General features: G+C 37.2%; 16 protein-coding genes and 1 pseudogene. 13 read left to right on the forward strand and 4 right to left on the reverse strand.

Going from position 1 to position 18,322, the window contains the following annotated elements; genetic code table 11:
• Positions 1 to 15: 15 nt before the first annotated feature.
• The gene (locus tag OZX56_RS02380) at positions 16 to 888 is read right to left on the reverse strand and encodes a LysR family transcriptional regulator (RefSeq protein ID WP_277140033.1); all 873 of its coding nucleotides are present in this window, start codon (positions 886 to 888) and stop codon (positions 16 to 18) included.
• Positions 889 to 1,026: 138 nt separating this feature from the next.
• Here OZX56_RS02380 and OZX56_RS02385 point away from each other — a divergent pair, with 138 nt between their 5' ends.
• Both OZX56_RS02385 and OZX56_RS02390 read left to right on the forward strand, forming a co-directional pair.
• The gene (locus OZX56_RS02385) at positions 1,027 to 2,028 is read left to right on the forward strand and encodes an aldo/keto reductase (protein WP_277140034.1); all 1,002 of its coding nucleotides are present in this window, start codon (positions 1,027 to 1,029) and stop codon (positions 2,026 to 2,028) included.
• Between the two features lie 25 nt (positions 2,029 to 2,053).
• The gene (locus OZX56_RS02390) at positions 2,054 to 2,644 is read left to right on the forward strand and encodes a histidine phosphatase family protein (protein ID WP_277140035.1); all 591 of its coding nucleotides are present in this window, start codon (positions 2,054 to 2,056) and stop codon (positions 2,642 to 2,644) included.
• A gap of 49 nt (positions 2,645 to 2,693) precedes the next feature.
• Here OZX56_RS02390 and OZX56_RS02395 read toward each other — a convergent pair whose 3' ends face one another.
• A complete protein-coding gene (locus OZX56_RS02395) occupies positions 2,694 to 3,278 on the reverse strand; it encodes a DJ-1 family glyoxalase III (RefSeq protein WP_277140036.1) in 585 nt (194 codons plus the stop codon).
• 36 nt (positions 3,279 to 3,314) lie between these two features.
• Positions 3,315 to 3,971 carry an HAD family hydrolase gene (locus OZX56_RS02400; protein WP_277140037.1) on the reverse strand — a complete coding sequence of 219 codons (657 nt, stop codon included), beginning with the start codon at positions 3,969 to 3,971 and terminating at the stop codon, positions 3,315 to 3,317.
• A gap of 154 nt (positions 3,972 to 4,125) precedes the next feature.
• On the opposite strand from OZX56_RS02400, the gene OZX56_RS02405 reads away from it, so the two are divergent.
• The 11 genes and pseudogenes from OZX56_RS02405 (at position 4,126) to OZX56_RS02455 (ending at position 16,480) form a co-directional block, all read left to right on the forward strand.
• Positions 4,126 to 4,806 (forward strand): histidine phosphatase family protein, encoded by a 681-nt coding sequence (locus tag OZX56_RS02405; RefSeq protein WP_277140038.1) that lies wholly within the window; start codon positions 4,126 to 4,128, stop codon positions 4,804 to 4,806.
• A 42-nt stretch (positions 4,807 to 4,848) separates the two neighbouring features.
• Positions 4,849 to 5,739, forward strand: a complete 891-nt coding sequence (locus tag OZX56_RS02410) for a cation diffusion facilitator family transporter (protein WP_277140039.1) — start codon at positions 4,849 to 4,851, stop codon at positions 5,737 to 5,739.
• 9 nt (positions 5,740 to 5,748) lie between these two features.
• A complete protein-coding gene (locus tag OZX56_RS02415) occupies positions 5,749 to 5,925 on the forward strand; it encodes a hypothetical protein (protein WP_277126836.1) in 177 nt (58 codons plus the stop codon).
• A gap of 3 nt (positions 5,926 to 5,928) precedes the next feature.
• Positions 5,929 to 6,603: a 2,3-diphosphoglycerate-dependent phosphoglycerate mutase gene (locus OZX56_RS02420; RefSeq protein ID WP_277140040.1), complete on the forward strand. Its 675-nt coding sequence runs from the start codon at positions 5,929 to 5,931 to the stop codon at positions 6,601 to 6,603.
• A gap of 103 nt (positions 6,604 to 6,706) precedes the next feature.
• Positions 6,707 to 7,642 (forward strand): AAA family ATPase, encoded by a 936-nt coding sequence (locus tag OZX56_RS02425; RefSeq protein ID WP_277126834.1) that lies wholly within the window; start codon positions 6,707 to 6,709, stop codon positions 7,640 to 7,642.
• Positions 7,643 to 7,753: 111 nt separating this feature from the next.
• Positions 7,754 to 8,917, forward strand: coding sequence for a galactokinase (locus OZX56_RS02430; RefSeq protein WP_277140041.1), 1,164 nt, complete (start codon positions 7,754 to 7,756; stop codon positions 8,915 to 8,917).
• Positions 8,918 to 8,938: 21 nt separating this feature from the next.
• Positions 8,939 to 10,417, forward strand: coding sequence for a UDP-glucose--hexose-1-phosphate uridylyltransferase (galT, locus tag OZX56_RS02435; RefSeq protein ID WP_277140042.1), 1,479 nt, complete (start codon positions 8,939 to 8,941; stop codon positions 10,415 to 10,417).
• A gap of 140 nt (positions 10,418 to 10,557) precedes the next feature.
• On the forward strand, positions 10,558 to 12,123 hold the full coding sequence (locus tag OZX56_RS02440) for an ABC transporter ATP-binding protein (RefSeq protein WP_277140043.1): 1,566 nt from the start codon (positions 10,558 to 10,560) through the stop codon (positions 12,121 to 12,123).
• Between the two features lie 332 nt (positions 12,124 to 12,455).
• Positions 12,456 to 13,678: pseudogene (locus OZX56_RS02445) on the forward strand (IS110 family transposase).
• 202 nt (positions 13,679 to 13,880) lie between these two features.
• Positions 13,881 to 14,774, forward strand: a complete 894-nt coding sequence (locus OZX56_RS02450) for a hypothetical protein (protein ID WP_277126830.1) — start codon at positions 13,881 to 13,883, stop codon at positions 14,772 to 14,774.
• Positions 14,775 to 14,917: 143 nt separating this feature from the next.
• Positions 14,918 to 16,480, forward strand: coding sequence for an ABC transporter ATP-binding protein (locus tag OZX56_RS02455; protein WP_277140044.1), 1,563 nt, complete (start codon positions 14,918 to 14,920; stop codon positions 16,478 to 16,480).
• A 43-nt stretch (positions 16,481 to 16,523) separates the two neighbouring features.
• Here OZX56_RS02455 and OZX56_RS02460 read toward each other — a convergent pair whose 3' ends face one another.
• The gene (locus OZX56_RS02460; protein ID WP_277140045.1) at positions 16,524 to 18,173 is read right to left on the reverse strand and encodes an IS1182 family transposase; all 1,650 of its coding nucleotides are present in this window, start codon (positions 18,171 to 18,173) and stop codon (positions 16,524 to 16,526) included.
• Between the last annotated feature and the right edge of the window lie 149 nt (positions 18,174 to 18,322).

An 18,322-nucleotide genomic window follows, 5' to 3' on the forward strand; every position in this document is an offset into this window, starting at 1 on the left:
TTACCTAATAAAATGTTAAGTTAGGATTTGTTTTAACTGGCTCAAAAAGAGCTCCGCAGCTGGTGACAAGGACGCAGTTTTTGGCCAGATTAAGATTGAGTGAATGAGTATTTTTGGCGCTAATGGAATGAAAACTAGGTTTGATTGTGCTGTATTGATAATACCATCTAAACAAAGTACATGACCCACGCCACTTTCAGCCAATATTGCGGCGTTATTAAGTAGATTATAATTGCCAATAACCTGAAAATTGTGCTCACTTTCGCCTAACCAATTGTTTAATAGGCTGCGACTATCTGGTCTTTGTGGCATGATAAGTGGTTGCAAATCTAAGTCGGCTACTATGATCTGACTTTTTTGTGCTAAAGCTGAATCTTTTCTAGTTAATATTCCCCAGCGAGTTGTTCCAGGCAAGTTTAAAAAATTATAGTTAATTTTATTAAATGGTTCCAATACAAAACCAAAATCAAACAGACCATTTTGAATTTTAGTCTGGACTTCGTTAGCATCGCAACTATGTAAATTAATAGTAATGTTAGGTGCTATCTTTTTAATTTTATTAATTGTATCAGCAATAATAGTAATCATGGGTGCCTCAGAACAGCCAATCATAATACTACCTTTAATTTCACGGTTGTTACCTAGGTTAGCAACCGTTTTACTAGTTAGAGTAAGAATTTGTGTAGCTTGATTGGCCAAATATTCACCGTCAGGTGTTAATTCAATAACTTTGGTACCACGCTTGAATAATGTAGTGCCTAGTTCTTTTTCCAAATCAGCAATTTGTCGTGAAATTGCTGGTTGAGAAAGATGTAATTTTTTGGCTGCATTCGAAATATTGTGTTCTTGGATTATTGCTAAAAAATACTTCAATACTCTAAGTTCCATATTTTACTCCCACTAAATAAATTATTGATATGCATATTTATTATACCTCAATATATAAAATAAGTATTAGACATACTGTTTTTTTAAAAATATAATAAGAAAAGGATGTAATTGTGTATTAAGCAGAGGCAATAGAAAATGGAATATATAAATTTAGGCCAGACAAATATAAAAATATCAAAAGTATGTGTTGGTGGGATGAGTTTTGGCCAAGCCGGTACTATGCATGATTGGACTCTGGATGAAGAAAAAACTGCAGAAGTAGTTGCTCATGCGTTATCTTTGGGAATCAACTTTTTTGACACTGCTAATAGTTATTCTGCAGGTACTGGTGAAGAATACTTGGGTAAAGCACTTAAACGCAATATTGCTAGAGATAAGGTAATCTTGGCTTCAAAAGTTTATTTTAATCCAGGACATTTATCAAAACCTGCAATTACCAGAGAAATTGATGGTACACTTAAACGTTTAGGTACTGATTATTTAGACTTATATATTATTCATCGCTTTGACTATGAAACGCCAATTGAAGAAACTATGTCGGCTTTAAATGATTTAGTTAAAGCGGGGAAAGTGCGTGCGATAGGCGCATCAGCCATGTATGGTTATCAATTTTACAATATGCAGTTGGTAGCGCGTGAGCATGGTTGGGCACAATTTTCGGCAATGGAAAATCATTACAATTTGTTATATCGTGAGGATGAGCATGAATTGATGCCAATTTGTAAGCAGCAAAATGTTACTTTGATGCCATATAGCCCTCTTGCAGCCGGTCGTTTAGCACGTCCTAACTGGGATACAGATACTTTGCGTAGTCAGACTGATCAGGTTGCCAAAGGGAAATACGATCATACTAAACAGTTTGATATGCAAATTACCAGTAGGGTAGCTGAATTAGCTAAAAAATACCAAGTTAAGATGTCGCAGATTGCTTTATCCTGGTTATGGTCCAAGGGTGTAGGAGCACCAATTATTGGTGCAACGAAGGCAAATCATTTTGATGATGCTAATCAGGCATTAAAAGTTAAATTGACTAAAGCTGACCTTTCGTATCTTGAGCAACCATATGTACCACATAGAATTGTTGGCGCAATAAGTCAAAACCCGCCAGATGGTACAATATTGCTAGACAAAAATTAAATGTAAAATAGGTAAGGAGTAAATCATGAAAGAACTATATTTAATGCGTCACGGGCAAACATTATTCAATCAATTACACCGGATTCAAGGGGTATCAGACTCACCATTGACTAAACAAGGAATAGCAGATGCTAAAGAAGTAGGACAATACTTTCGGAAAAATAATATCAGTTTTGATCATGCCTATGCCTCAACGCAAGAGCGAGCTTGTGACACGCTTGAGAATATTACTAGCCAACCTTACCAAAGGTTAAAAGGGATCAAGGAGTGGAACTTTGGCGTTTTTGAAGGCCAAAGTGAACAATTAAATCCTCAAGATGATAGTCAGCGTCATTCTTATGGTGACTTTTTTCTGCAATTTGGTGGCGAGTCAGATTTGCAAGTGCAAGAGCGGATGAACGCAACCTTGACAGATATCATGAATCAGCCAGATCATCAGCGGGTTTTAGCAGTCAGCCACGGCGGCGCTTGTTTTATGTTTTTGCAAAAATGGTTACCATATGCCGATATTAAAAAGCGAGTTAAGAATTTCCACAATTGTTGTATTCTGAAATTTACTTATGATCAGGAAAAATTTGAATTTATTGAATCAATTAATGTCAAAGAACTTATTTAAACTAAAAAAAACAGTTGCTATCTGCAGCTGTTTTTTAGTTGGGATAGTCTTAAAGACTATCCTTAATATTATCGGCTAAATAATTGTAGAGCATGCCTTCTTTTAAATCCTTAGTTGAAACACCAACAGCTTCAGCAATCGCATATGCAAAGGCCCAGGCAGTAGCTGGACCACGGCTAGTAATGATTTTATTTTGGTAATCAGTGACGGTTATCGTAGTTTTAAAATGACCGCTAGGAGCCTCTTTTTTAGTTTGCTTATCAAAACCAGGATAGCAAGTATAATCAGCATTATTTAGTAAACCATAATGTGCAAACGCAATTGGTGCCGCACACATAGCAGCATTCCACTTATTAGCAGCTTGACGGCTAACCATGATATCGCCAAGTTCTTGACTAGCACGCAAATTCTCTGCACCTTGCTTGCCACCAGGAAAAACGACCACGTCATAATCAAGCAGGTCTGACCCGATAACTTGGTTACAGGTTAATTCGATCTGGTGGTCGCCAATAATTTCTGTACTAGTCAAACCTACCATATCTGTAGTAATTCCTAATCTGCGAAAGACATCGACTTGACTGAGACCTTCTACTTCTTCACAACCATTTGCAAAAACAACCGCAATTTTTGTCATTATTATTACCTCACAATTCTTTTCTTTTATTATAAACTAGCTTAGGTTGAGGTAGAATAATAAATCACTTAACCTAGTTAGATGCATGGTTGGACGCGGATTAATCGGCAGCTTAACTTTTTTGGGAGCAAGCCAAACAGAGGCTAAATTGGCTTGATTGGCTGCCTGAATTTCGTCAGCTAAGTCTGTTCCAATAAGCAAGCAGGTTGCAGGATTAATTGCAGGTTCTGCTTGCAATACTTGCCCTAAAATTGTTTGGGTAAAAGTATCAGAGAAATCTTCGCTAAAATAACATGCACTAAAAAAGTTTAGCAATTTACTATCTGTTATGCGAGTGCTAATAACTTGTTTGGGTTCCTTAGCCAATAAAACTAATTTTACTTGGTCCGGAATTTGTTCTAAAAAGGAAATTGCGCCTTTGACTAATTGGGTTTGGTGAGCTAATTTTTGCCAAAAGATTGGTTTGGCAGTTTGATAATTTGCTTTGCAAAAAGTCTGTAAAGTTAATTCAATGCGTTCATTTAGTCCCAATAACTTGGCTTGTTCCTGTATTTCAGTGTACTGCAAACGTTCCTTAGGCCCAAAACCTTCGTTTAATGCTGCTAAGGTCTGGCTAAGAGCTGTTCTTTGTGCTAGTTTTTCATTTAGCAGACTTCCTTCAGGGATGAAGATCAATGTTTCAAATTTGGTCATGGATGATTACCTTCTTTATTTGTTTCTTAGATACCATTATAATAGATATAATTGTGGTAGGTTAGTTGTGACTTTTTTATAAGTAAAAATTAGCTAAGTAAGCATCTTGGCTGATAGTCTGATAAACTAATTTTATTAGGAAAGGAACATGCCAATGAGTACAGAAGTATATTTAATTCGCCATGGCGAAACCATGTTTAACCAACTAAATAAGGTCCAAGGTTGGTGTGATTCACCACTAACGGTAAAGGGTATCAATGATCTAAAACGGACAGCTGAGGCACTGAGCCAAGTCCATTTTGATAATATGTATTCTTCTGATTTAAAACGTGCAATTGACACGGTTCACTTGATGAAGGATGCTAACCAAGTCTCAGAAATTGGTAAAATTAAAAAGTTACCGGAATTTCGGGAAGTCTTTTTTGGCTCTTTTGAAGGTGATGATGTAGTTGATACCTGGCAGCAAGTTGGTCTAGCAGCTGGAATTGGTGAAGAAACGGATGTCACCAAGATTATTAATCAAGTTGGGATTTACGAATTTCGCCAGGCTACCAAAAAGGCTGATCCAAGGCACTTGGCTGAAGATAAAGAAGAATTAGATGAGCGCATGGTTCGAGCAGTTAAAGTGCTAACTGAATTGACTAGAAATGAGAAGCGGGTCTTATTGGTGTCACATGGTGACTTTATTAAAACACTAGGCATTAAGTATTGGCGCAAGAGTGATGGACTGCATGATATTGTTTTTCCTGACAATGGCAGTGTCAGTCGCGGGATTTTGAATGATAATGGTAAATTTGAAATTGTTGACTATAATGTTAATGCAAAACAGTTGTAGACAGGCGTAATTTATCTAGATTATTAATCGGAGACATGCAAGATGAAAGATCAGACTACTAAACGCTATTTTTGGGTAACATTGCTCAATATCGTGATCACGATTGCTGAATTTTGTGGCGGCTTTATTTCAGGATCACTGTCCTTATTATCTGATGCCGTTCATAATCTGAGTGATGTTGGGGCAATTATTATTTCGTTTGTGGCGCATTTAATTAGTAATCGCAAGCGTAATCAAATTAAAACTTTTGGTTATGAGCGAGCCGAAACTTTAGCGGCGTTTACCAATGGTATTATCTTGATTTTAATTAGTTTGTCATTGTTTGCTGAAGCAATCGAACGTTTTTGGCAACCAACTAAAATCAATGGTGGCGTAATGTTAATTGTTTCGATAATTGGCTTACTGGCTAATGTCATTTCGATGTTGACCATGCATCAGGATGCACAGGGCAGCTTAAACGTCCGCTCAACTTTTTTGCATATGTTGAGTGATGCCTTATCAAGTGTAGCAGTGGTGATTGGTGCAATTTTCATTTACTTTTGGCAAGTTAGTCTGCTTGATCCAATCATGACGTTGGTAGTTTCTATTTTTGTTTTGCGTGAAGCCTATCAAATTACCAAGCAAGCAGCAAATGTGTTAATGGAATCTAATCCAGATATTGATTTAGATCAGGTAAATAAGATTGTGTTGGCAATTCCAGCAATTAAGAATATTCATCATGTTCATATCTGGCGTTATAGCGATGACTATATTATGTTAGACGCGCACGTTAATGTAGCACCGGATTTAACTGTGCAAGAGTTTGAAAAGCTAACGCAGCAACTCAGTCATGATTTACAAAAGTTGGGAATTAATCACCTTAATTTTCAAGCAGAGTGTGATCGTGGCAAATATGATGAAATGATTGTTTCAAAGCAAAAGTCAGAAAATTAGGAGAAAAAATTGAAAGTTAATATTTTTACCGCAATTATTGTGTTAATCGTTGGCCTCTATGACTTGTCTTATGCTTATAATCGTCGTCAGCAAAAACGTAATGGAGCTGCAAAAGCTTTTATGTGGTTGGGGATTATTTTTACTATCGGCGGTATAGTGATGCTAATTATGCACTGGGTGAATTAAACAATGGTCAAGTTAGTCTTGGTTAGGCATGGTGAAAGTACAGCTAATTCAGCCAATATCTACACCGGTTGGAACGATGTTGCACTAACCAAAAAGGGTCGGATGCAGGCTGAAAATGCAGGTCAATTGATTAACCAGCTAGCAGATTTTAAGCCGACACGATTGCATACTTCAATTTTGTCTCGGGCCATTGAAACAGCCAATATTATTGCAGATGTGAGTAATTTTTTATATTTGCCAATTACTAAGACTTGGCGATTAAATGAGCGGAATTATGGTAAATTACGTGGTCTTAATAAAGATCTGTCACGTCAGATTTATGGTGAACAGCAAATCTTGAAATGGCGGCGCGGCTTTTATGCAGTACCTCCTAAGGGAAAGCCAATCATTGATCGTCGCTATCATAACTGTGACTTTGCCCATCTGCCGCAGGCAGAGAGCCTGTATCAAACTCAGCAACGACTGTTGCCATACTATTATAATCAGATTGCCAGTCGTTTAGCTAAAGCAGAAGATCAATTGGTTGTCGCTCATGGTTCAAGTTTACGGGCACTGATTAAGCAATTAGAAAAAATCACTGATCAGGAAATTGTGAATCTTGAAGTCCCCAATGCTGAGCCAATTGTGTACACGTTAGATGATCAGCTAGAAATTATTGATAAAAAGATTTTGAGTTAAAGTTAGGTTGACAATTTATTTCTGATTAAGGATTTCGCAAGATATATGGTAGAATTTATTACGATACTAAATAAATTTTAAATTCTTAGTTTGGAGTAAAGGTATGCGTAAAATATTTTTATTACGAGGCGCACCTGGCTCCGGTAAATCTTCTTTCATTGCTCGTCACCACTTACAGCCATATTCAATCAGTCGTGATCAGATTAGATTATTATTGGCAAATTTAACCTATTATTATGAAGAAGATACCGATTACTTGCATCAAGTAATTCCGCGTTATGCAAACAAGCAGACGGAGCAGCTAGTTGACTTTCTCGTAGAAGAAAAAATGAAACGCGGTGAAACGGTAATTGTTGATAGCACACATATTGTGACAGACAATATTGAGCACTACAAACCGTGGGTCGATCGTTATCGTTATGAATTATTCGTTGTTGATTTGATGTATCATAAGAGTTTACGGAATTTGCTTAATCGTAATGAAGTGCGAAAGCAATATGATTGGGTCAAGCCAGATGTTATTAGGGAGATGTATTTAACATACAAGGATAATTTTCGACTCCCTGAATGGGTGCATGTGATTAGCCCTAACCAGATGGATAGTGCTTTGGCGCAAAGAGAAAGTAATTTGGATCGGTTTGCCCATGTGATGGCAATACCGGATCAAGTTGCTGAAGCGGATTTTCCTCATGTGCATATTTCTAATTTTTATTTTTCGTTTAATGATCAATTTACGGCCAAGTATGGCACTTATCGCAATGTGATTACGATTGGTAAAACTAAAACGGAAATCGTGGATGAATTTCGGTTACCATTTTTTGTCTTTAAATTTCATCACAAGCATTTTCTCATTTCAGCTTATCCCATTAGAAATGAAATGCTAGAACCAATCAAAAAGGTTAAGGGGGTCTGGACGTATTCAACTGGCTTGGTTAATTTAGCCGATTTTGCGGAAAAGTTTCCTCAAAGTCGACCGCAAGAGGTTCATCAATTTAATTTGAGTAAGTTGCATCCAGATCGATTGTTGCATATTTGGTAAAAAAGACGCTGTATTAGCAGCGTCTTTTTTTGACTACTTTAATGTTACACCTAAATCAAGTATAATGGGATAAGTATTTGAGAGCGCTTTTTAGAAAAATAGGTGAAGATAATGCAACAAGTAGAATTAGTAGATGAATTCTTGAAAGTTTTTGGGCAGAAGCCGACTAGGTTATATTTTTCACCCGGACGAATTAACTTAATAGGCGAGCATATTGATTATAATGGTGGGCAAGTTTTTCCATGTGCTATTTCCTTAGGAATTTATGGTGCAGTTAGTCCGCGAAGCGACCGTAAGTTTTGCTTTTACTCCGCCAATTTTAGTGAACTTGAGACAATTGAAGTAGATTTGGCTGATTTAAAATATGTTCAAACTGACTCTTGGGTAAATTATGCTAAAGGGATGTTGTATTCTTTATTGGTAAATGGCTATCAATTGGATCATGGCCTAAATATTTACGTTAATGGTGATATTCCTGATGGTGCCGGTTTGTCTTCTTCAGCGGCTTTAGAAATGTTGATTGGAATAATTGCCAAGGATCAATTTAAGTTAAATATTAGTAAACTCGCTTTGGTAAAATTAGGTGTCAAAACCGAAAATGAGTTTATTGGGGTAAATTCTGGCGTGATGGATCAATTTGCCGTGGCGCTTAGTCAAAAGGACCAGGCGATCTTACTTGATACCACCACCTTGGCTTACCAACAAGTACCGTTAAAACTGGCTGACAATTTAATTGTTATCATGAATACTAATAAACGTAGAGAACTAGCAGATTCGAAATACAATGAACGGCGAAAAGAATGTGAACAGGCACTGCAAATTTTGCAAAACCAATTAAAACTTGATTCACTTAGCGACCTCGATAGTGCAACACTTGATGAATATAGTTATCTGCTACCCCTAAAGCTGTTAAAGAGAACGCGTCATGTAGTTTCAGAAAATAATCGGACATTTCTAGCAAAGACGGCGCTAGAGGATGGTGATTTGGCCCGCTTTGGCCGCTTAATTAATGCTTCACATGTTTCACTAGAGTATGATTACGAGGTTACTGGCAAGGAACTTGATACTCTAGTACATGCGGCTTGGCAGCAGCCTGGGGTATTGGGTGCGCGAATGACTGGTGCTGGTTTTGGTGGCTGTGCAATTGCTTTGGTGCAAAAGGGGCAAGTCACTGCTTTTCAAGAACAGGTTGGTGCCATTTATGAACAAAAAATTGGTTATCCACCTTCATTTTACTTAGCTGAAACGGCTGATGGTGCAAAAGTTTGGCAATAAAATTTAGTAAGGATTATTAAGATGAAAAAGTCCAATTTAGTAAAAGAATTTGTCGATCAGGTAATTGGCATGAGCGACTATACTGACTTAGACCGAATTTATTTGACTAATCGTGTTTTGCGCTTAGTTGGCGATGAGGCCCTTCATCAGCAGACAAGTAGCGGTGATTTGCTAGATTTAAAAGCTGAACTAGTTAAAACTGCACAGGTAGCTGGTAAATGCGGTACATCAAATAATGAGGCTGATATATTAGAAGCGCAGTTAATGGAGTTAATCGTGCCCAGGACAAGTGTGGTTAATCAACGCTTTTGGCAGACTTATCAGGATAGTCCGACTCAAGCAATTAACGATTTTTACACTTTGAGTAAAAGTAGCGACTATATCAAAACTCGTGCAATTGCCAAAAATGTCTATTTTGTTACGCCTAGCGAATATGGTGATTTAGAAATCACCATTAATTTGGCTAAACCTGAAAAGGACCCCAAGGAAATTGCAGCGGCTAAAAAGCAGGCCAATCATAGCTACCCCTTATGCCAATTGTGTCTTGAAAATGAAGGTTATCTGGGGAGAATGGCTTATCCAGCACGCAGCAATCATCGAGTTATTCGTTTTCAATTGGGGCAAGAAGACTGGGGCTTTCAATACTCACCGTATGCCTATTTTAACGAGCATTGTATTTTTTTAGCGGCTAAGCACCAAGAAATGAAAATTGAACGACAAACTTTTAAGCGCCTGTTGACAATTCTCGAGCAGTTTCCAGGGTATTTTGTCGGTAGCAACGCTGATTTGCCAATTGTTGGTGGCTCAATTTTAACGCATGAGCATTATCAAGGCGGTCGGCATGACTTTCCGATGGCTAAGGCGCCAATAATGACGAAGCTATCTTTTTGCGGCTTTACTGATGTGACGGCTGGAATTGTGAAATGGCCGATGTCAGTTATTCGCTTGCGTAGTTCTAAAAAAGAGCAGTTGGTAGAACTGGCAAATAAAATTTTAACCACTTGGCGCACCTATAGCGATGAAACCGTCAATATTCGCGCCTTTACTAGTCAAACGCCACATCATACGTTGACCCCAATTGCTCGCATGCACGATGATCAGTTTGAATTAGATTTGGTTTTACGTGATAATCAAACTTCTAAGCAATATCCAGACGGAATTTTTCATCCGCATCCTGACGTGCAACATATCAAAAAGGAAAATATTGGCTTAATCGAGGTAATGGGCTTAGCAATTTTGCCGCCGCGACTGCAGGATGAATTACATGAAGTCGAAAAATATCTCTTAGATAAACCTAACAAGATTAAGTCAATTCATCTTGCTTGGGCCAATGAGTTAAAAACTAATTTTGAAATTAATCCCAAAAATGTTACTCAGATCTTGCAAACTGCGTTAGGGCAGGTATTTGCCCGAGTTTTGGCGGATGCGGGTGTCTTTAAACAAACGCCGCAAGGTCAAGCAGCGTTTTTGCGATTTGTGCAAACTGTCGGTATAGAATAATGAAAATTGCAATCGAACTTTTGAGACATTAAATGCCGCCACTTAGCTGGCTAGAGTAACCACTTGGTCAAATAGCCTTGTAAATAGTCTTAAAAAAGCCTTAAACTAACATCAATTTAACTGTTAGAAAGGCTTTTTTTATGATTATAAAATATTATACTAAATGGAAACTTGTGGCACTGGTAGTGTTGGGCGTGATTGCTAGTACGCGGAATATTGTGATGGCTTATATAATGGAAACGATGACTAATGCCTTAGCCAAGCGTGACCTACATGAATTACCACAGATGTTTGCAAATGCCCTCGTTTTATTGTTAATCGTCTTAGCGGCTGAATTAGGCTACAATTATTTGAAGAATAACGCGATTAGAGAAGTCAATACTTTGTTGCGTGGTAAAATTTTAGCAGGGATGCTGCGGACTTCGACTGAAGATAATGCCTCAGCTTTAGGATTTTTGACCAATGATTTTAAATTATTGGAAACTAATCGCTTTAACGCGGAAATTAATATCGTTTTTTATTTTGTTACGGTAGTTGTTTCGCTAGTTTACGCAATTTATATTAATTCACTTTTGACTTTGTTTTTTCTAATTGGTTCTGCTATACCAATACTACTTTCAGCTTTACTGCAAAAGCCGATACGCAAGTCTGCTAACCAGTGGACTAAAGCTAATGGCAAGTATGTTAGTCAAATAAAAAATATCTTAGCAGGCACGGACTCGTTAAAGCTATATCGCAAGCAGGCCAATGCAGTTGCGGAAAATCGACCAAAGATTTCACGTTTAGAACAGGCTCTGTGCAAGATGAATCTATCGAGTGATAATATTCAAACTATTGTTGGTTTTGTGGGAATTTATGGTACCTTCGTTATTCCGGCCTATTTAGGTGGGTTAATGGTGTTGCATAATCAGACTACTATTGGCGCTTTGTTTGCAATTGTGCAATTATCTAATTCGGTTGTTAATCCGCTGATGCAAATCTTGGAAGAACGTAATCACTTGTCAACTACCAAAGATATTGTTAAAAAGGTAAATTACTATTTAGATTTGTCAAATGCTAAAATGCCAGCGGTTGTAACCACTTTTAATAAGCAGGTAAGTTTAGCAGATATTACTTTAACTCGGGCTAACCAGCAGCTAGTTAGTGGACTTAATTTAACGATTAATTCAGGAGAAAAGGTAGCAATTATTGGACCTTCTGGTAGTGGCAAATCTACTTTGCTGCAATTTATGATATCTGGTAAGTTTGGTAAAGCAGCAAAAATTATGATTGATAATCAAGAATTTAAAGCAGGACAAATTTCCGAGCTATTTGCTTATGCTAGTCAAGCGCCTGTAATTTTTGCGGATACTCTATGGTTTAACTTAACTTTGGGTGAGGAGTTACCTATCAAAGCAGTCGAAAAAGTTTGTGAGCAATTGCAATTGACTGCTATGGTGGCGGAAAAAGGCTTTGATTATCAATTAGGGGATAATGCGGATCAGTTATCTGGTGGGCAATTAGCGCGAATTGAATTGGCACGGGCAATTCTGTCTAAACGACCAATTTTGTTACTTGATGAAATTAATGCATCGCTTGATCAAGCAACTTCAAACGTAATTCATCAAGTATTATTGCAATCAGATTTAACTTTTATAGAAGTAATCCATCACTATCACACTGCTGATTTGGCTAAGTATGATCAAGTAATTGACCTTGCAGGTTAGCAACTTGGCTAAAAAATACTCTACATTTTTTCTGACAAAATAGTAAAATAAATAAAACATACTAACCTAGTAGTGGGTCAATATTCGACGGAATATTGATTCACTGCTTTTTCTTTGTTTTAAAATTGAAGCAGGGTTGAAGTTAATATGCCCTAGTTACTTTTGACGCTTGTACCTAGTACTTGACGCCCTAAATAAAACTGACAGCTTCATCAGTTAAACTTAAATCTCTTCGTAGTATGTTGGCACTTGATGTCCGGTATAGAAAATTAGATATAGTTTAGCTTGTAACTTCTACCCTGCACAATTAAGTTAGTTGGAGGTATTTGAAGATGAATAATTTAGTTGTAGTGGGAATTGACGTGAGCAGTCGTAAATCTGCTGTTTGTATCATGCTTAATAAGCAAGTCATTAAACAGTTTAATATCACCAATGATGCCATTGGTTTTCAGCAGCTACTTGATGAATTAGAATTTTATCACCAACAACCACAGATTGTCTTTGAAGCAACTGGGGTTTATTCTTGCAGATTGCAGGCTTTTCTTAACCAATATCATTATCGCTACACTATGCTTAACCCACTTAAAGCCAAACAGCAATTAGATCAATTTAGACGCAATAAAACTGATCGCCGCGATGCTAAAGATTTAGCTTACTCACAGTTTATTTATCATCGCGGACCAACTTATCTACAAGACCCTAACTATAAGCAGTTAGGTGCCATGAGTCGTTTTTATGAGCAATTAACTCATGATTTGGTTTCAGCTAAGAACCGGTTACACCGCGTATTACAGTTTACTTTTCCTGAGCTAGAAACCTTAACTAGTCATCCTGACGGTACGAATTATTGGCGCTATGTCCAAACTTTTACGCATCCACAAATCGTTAAAAATTTAGGTTACGAAGGAGTTATGCAGTATTTTTAAGCTTCCATGGTATTGGTAAGCAGCGTGCAAATAAGTTGGCAACTAACTTACTTGAACTGGCTGACACAGCTTATCCAGCAGTTGATAAAGCTGCTTTTGAAGTTGAACAAGCTAGATATTATGCTCAACGACTAACCAAACTAACTAAAGAGCGTGAAAATGTCATTCAAAAGATGTCTGACTTAGCTAGTAAATTACCCAACCGTGATCTAAAAATTCTTGAAAGTATTCCAGGTATTTCACAAATTACCGCAGTTAGATTATTAGGTGAATTAGGCGATATCAGACGTTTTCGTAATCCTAATGCCTTAAATGCCTTTGTTGGTTTAGACTTACGTCATTACCAGTCGGGCGAAATGGAATTGACTGATCATATTAGTAAACGTGGCAATCCCATTGGTCGTAAGATTCTCTACCGTACGATTGGACAAATGGATTCAGTAAGATATTCTGAGCCTTGTCACATTGCCGATTATTACGAAAAGAAAAAACGATCTTCTCAAAGTAGAAACTTCAAGAAGATCGCCATCGCAGCAGTCCACAAACTAACACGGACTGTCTACTATTTGATTGTGCATGATCAATTATATGATTATAGCGTAGTCAAAAATAAACAGGGCTTTAACTAAAACCAATTGATCATAAGATTACTATAACAGCTTAGTTCAAAAATGCAATTGGACTAAGCTTATTTGGGTTACAACATATTATCTAAGTTTAATCTACTTAAAGATAATTCTAATGACGGACTACAAGAATTATGATTTAATACCTTGATATACTTGACTTTGAGTAGAAAAGTGAGTCTATTTATTTTGAAGGAGTAGTCCAATGCCAATTAGTAATCTGCTTTTAATTACCTTTGCTTGTATCTCGGCTTTTTCACGGGGAATAATTTCGGTGATCGATCGCTATCAGATGGGGTATCGCAAGCAAAGCTCAATTAATGTTAACTTTATCAACAACTTGTGTAGTACCTTGCTAGTAACGATCTTTTTAATTATTTTATTAACTAAAATCCCTGGCCCTAAACTCACTGCCGGCTACTTATTTCGAGTATTAATCTATGGGCTATTAGCCCAATTGGTTGCTTATGGTTATAGTTATGTATTTAAAAAAGTAACTATTATGCAGTCAATTGTTTTAAGTAAGTTAACCGACTTGTTTATTCCATTGGCCATTTTTATAACTATGGGTTATCTTAATGGTGGCTCATACCTCATTTCAATTATTTCTACGGTAATTGTGGTTGTGTATGTTATTTTTAAGCAAAGGCGTGATGGTTTAAATTTGCAAGTTCTCTTGCAAACTTTCATAGTAATTGCACCGTTATTAATTCTGCAAGCCGCGCTTTCGCCGCTGTTAACCAAAGGACTAATTAAGGCGATTGATTTAATTTATTTCACGATTGCAACTATTTACATTCGGTTTATTATTTCATTTATTACTTTTGTAGTAAAAAATCATGGTTTAAAAATGCAGCTGGCAAGAGCTGATCGCCAATTAACGCTAATTTACTTGACGCGGGCAGTGCTTACCTTACTAGCACAAGTGACCAATACTCTGGCCACCTCTTCACCTAATTCCAGTATTGCCTGGGTCTTTCTCAATATGACCAACCTCTATAGTGTGATTATTGGCAGTATTGTCTTGAAGGAAAAAGTTAAAGTTTCCGATGTCTTATTGGTAGTTTGCATTTTTTGTTTGGCCTTAATTCCGCAATAGAATAGGTAACTTATGATTTTCTAAATATAACTAAAATAGCTAGTGTTAGTTTCTACTTAATAATTAAAAAAGCATTGCAAAAATAAATAAATTATTAAATAATAGATCAATAGTAATTTTTGTTTATTTTTGGAGGGGTAGCCATGTTTAAATATCTGAAACAGCATTTTCTATTAGTAGCTTTGGTTAGTATATTGTTGTTATCTAACTCATTCTTACAGGTTTATGCAGCTACCCAAATGGCACAATTAGCCAACTTTCTAATAGCCCGTAAATTTACTGCCTTCATGACAACACTAGCTTTCATTTTTGGCATTTGGCTCATTACCTTTGTTTTGACTTTTATAGAGGGTTATCTGCAAGAATTGGTGACGCAACAGATAGTTACTTCGATTAGAACTGATTTAGTTGATAGCTTAAGTCACTTGTCTACACTGGAATTCCAACAAAAATCGGTTGATTATTATGAGTCCTGGCTACAAAATGATGTTAACTTAATTAGGCAACAAGGTATCAATTCTTTGTTTGTGATTATTAGGTTTAGTGGTAATGCTATTTTTGCTCTAGGTGCCTTACTTAATTACAGTTATCTGCTCTTTAGCATTGCTCTTATTTTGTTAATTTTAATTATTGCTGTGCCCAAGCTGGTTAAACCCTTTTTAACCAAGGGAGCCAGCGAAATTTCGGCTGCTAATGAAAAATTTCTGCAAGTAACTAGCAGCGCTTTACATGGCTACGAAACCTTGTCTGCCTTTAATGCGTTAAAGGAGTTGGTACACTTAACTAAGGTTGGTTCTCAATTTGTTAAACGCGCCAATGTGCATAACGCTTGTCGTCAGGGTGAGGTTGGCTTGGTAACTGGAATGATTAACATTGGCAGTCAGTTGGTTGTTTTGGGAGTGACTGGATATTTACATTTTCAGGGTGTGGTTAGCGCTGGGGCAATTTTGGCTACAGCAGAACTAGCTACCAAGGTGTTTGATTCAGCAGGAATTATTAATAATAACTTTGCGAAAATGATGTCGGTTACTGAATTATTTGCTAAGTTCAAACAAATTGATGCTCAAACTGATAATAATGAACAACAGATAAGTTTACCGAATGACCAATTTGAGTCACTTGAATTTCGCAACGTTAGCTTTAGTTACCCGAATACCAAAACTGACATTATTGATAATTTTTCATATAAATTTACCGCAGGTGAAACTTACCAATTAACTGGGGTATCCGGACGCGGTAAGACAACGCTATTTCGGCTTGCGACCAAGCAATTATTACCACAATCTGGGCAGATCTTGTTAAATGGGATTGATCTTTGTCAGTTATCGCGTGAGCAAATCAACCGTATAATTGTGGCTGTTCCGCAAAATATCACCATTTTTCCAGAATCGCTTGACTATAATGTTACTTTGGGGCGTGAGCTCAAGACGCAAGCACTTGCAAAGACAAAGCAGACTTTTGGCGTTAATGATAACTGGCAAGTTGAGAGTTTATCAGGTGGGGAGCGGCAGCGTCTGGCACTAGCACGATTAGTCGCTGTCAAAGATAAATTGGTCTTGTTAGATGAAAGTTTTTCTAGTGTCGATCTTCCGACCAGCAAGGTTTTGCTAGAAGCAGTGCTCAAGCAAACAGATAGTGTGATCTTGATTTCCCATCGCCAAGCTGAAGTTGCCGGACTAAAACTACATACTGTATCTTTAGATTAATTGGCAAATAAAAAGTGTCTGGGAAAAAACTAACTCTTCAGACTTAAAAACAGACCAAGTTTTCGTAATAGAAAATCTTGATCTGTTTTTTGTTGCTTATTTCCTGTAAAAGAAGTTTTCCGCCACCTCTTCTACTCCAATATTTGCTCAAATTCATCATCATGAACATCAAGCCTACATCGGTTTCGACCTTTTTCTTCCCTCGCAAATGAGTTCTGCGCACACCAAAAACGTTCTTCATATGTCCAAAGACTGGCTCTACGTCCGTTTTTCTACAGCCATAGATCCGTCTGCCTTCGCTACTTTGAAGAGTTTGTTTAGCTTTTGCCTTTAAATATTGCCAATTGGGGTTGTATTGCACCTGCCTTTGGCGTCCGCTCTTAGTTTTGGCTAGCTCAGTCAATTCAGCGGTTAATTGAAACTCATCTGCTTCATATATTTTTAGATCAGAGATTAACCCCGTACTCTTATTCCTTCGCTTACCATAACGTTTGAAATTGAACTGCACACCTTGCCAGTCAAGATAATAATCTGCTTGTTCGTTATAGGTCCAATTAGCTAGCTTAGTGGGATCTTTCTTGTACTTTCTAGTCTGCTCCTTATCGTAAAGGCTGTAAGGAATAAAATATTGTTTATCTTCATACTCATTTTCAAGCATAGAATAATTATATTCGCTGCCATAGCCGGCATCGGCAACGATGTTCTGGAACTTGTCTAAATTTGTCATTTGCTTTAAGAAAGGTTCTAAAGTCTTGAAGTCTGTTGGATTAGGGTAAAGTGCATAATCTACTACATATTGGTTGGTAGTTGCCACTTGAATATTATATCCGGGTTTAAGCTGACCATTCCTCATATGATCTTCTTTCATATGCATAAAAGTGGCATCATGATTGGTCTTTGAGTAGCTATTACGCTCACCAAAAGTTGCTTGCGCCTGTTCATACTTTTCTGCTCTGGGGATAAAATCCTTACGCAACTTATGCAAGACTTTTTTAAGGCCTCGCCTTTGACGTTTTTTAGTTGAACCTCCAGGAATTACTTTCGGCTCAGCCGCGATTGCTTCATCTAGTTGCTTGATGGCAGTTTCTGTTTGTTCTGCCATGATTGCCAGACCCTGACTAGTTTGTGCTTCTTCTTCAGTAATCGCTTGGATTACTTCTTTTTGAATCAATTCGTCATAAAGCTCAACTGCATTAGCCTTTAACTTAGTATGAAACTTTTCGACAGCTCTTTTCCAAACGAAAGTATACTTGTTAGCATCAGCTTCAATTTTGGTCCCATCAATAAAGATGGCATCTTCTCTAAGCAACCCTTCTGCTTGCAAAAGATTAGTAAAATAGACAAAAGCTTGTTTAATCAGCTGATTGGTATGGCTACTAGCTCTAAAGTTATTGATCGTATGATATGAAATATGTTTACCACTAGCTATGACCATCATCGGGAGGTTTTCTGTGAGCATCCGCTCAATTTTTCTACCAGAGAAAACGCGTCTAGAGTAGGCAAAGAGTAGTATTTTGAGCATCATTGCTGGGTGATAGGCAGGTCGACCAGTATTTGAATTGTCTTCCAGCAGCACATCGGCAGGAATCGAGTCGACAAAATCACTGATAACCTGAGCAAGATGATTTTTAGGAATAGAAAAGTCAAAGTTGAGTGTTAAAGCAGTTTGACCTGTGATATAATTTTGATACATGAAAAGCCCACCTTTTTTGTTTTTTGTAGTAATTTAATAATAACAAGGTTAGGCTAGAATGTATATGAAAAATCCGCTAGAACGCAAAGGTTCTAACGGATTTTTTGCTTTTAAGGGTCTAGTTTTTTCCCAGACACCTTATTTTTTCT

Origin of the sequence: Lactobacillus sp. ESL0684 (assembly GCF_029392675.1) — a bacterium.
In the GTDB taxonomy this organism is placed as follows: domain Bacteria; phylum Bacillota; class Bacilli; order Lactobacillales; family Lactobacillaceae; genus Lactobacillus.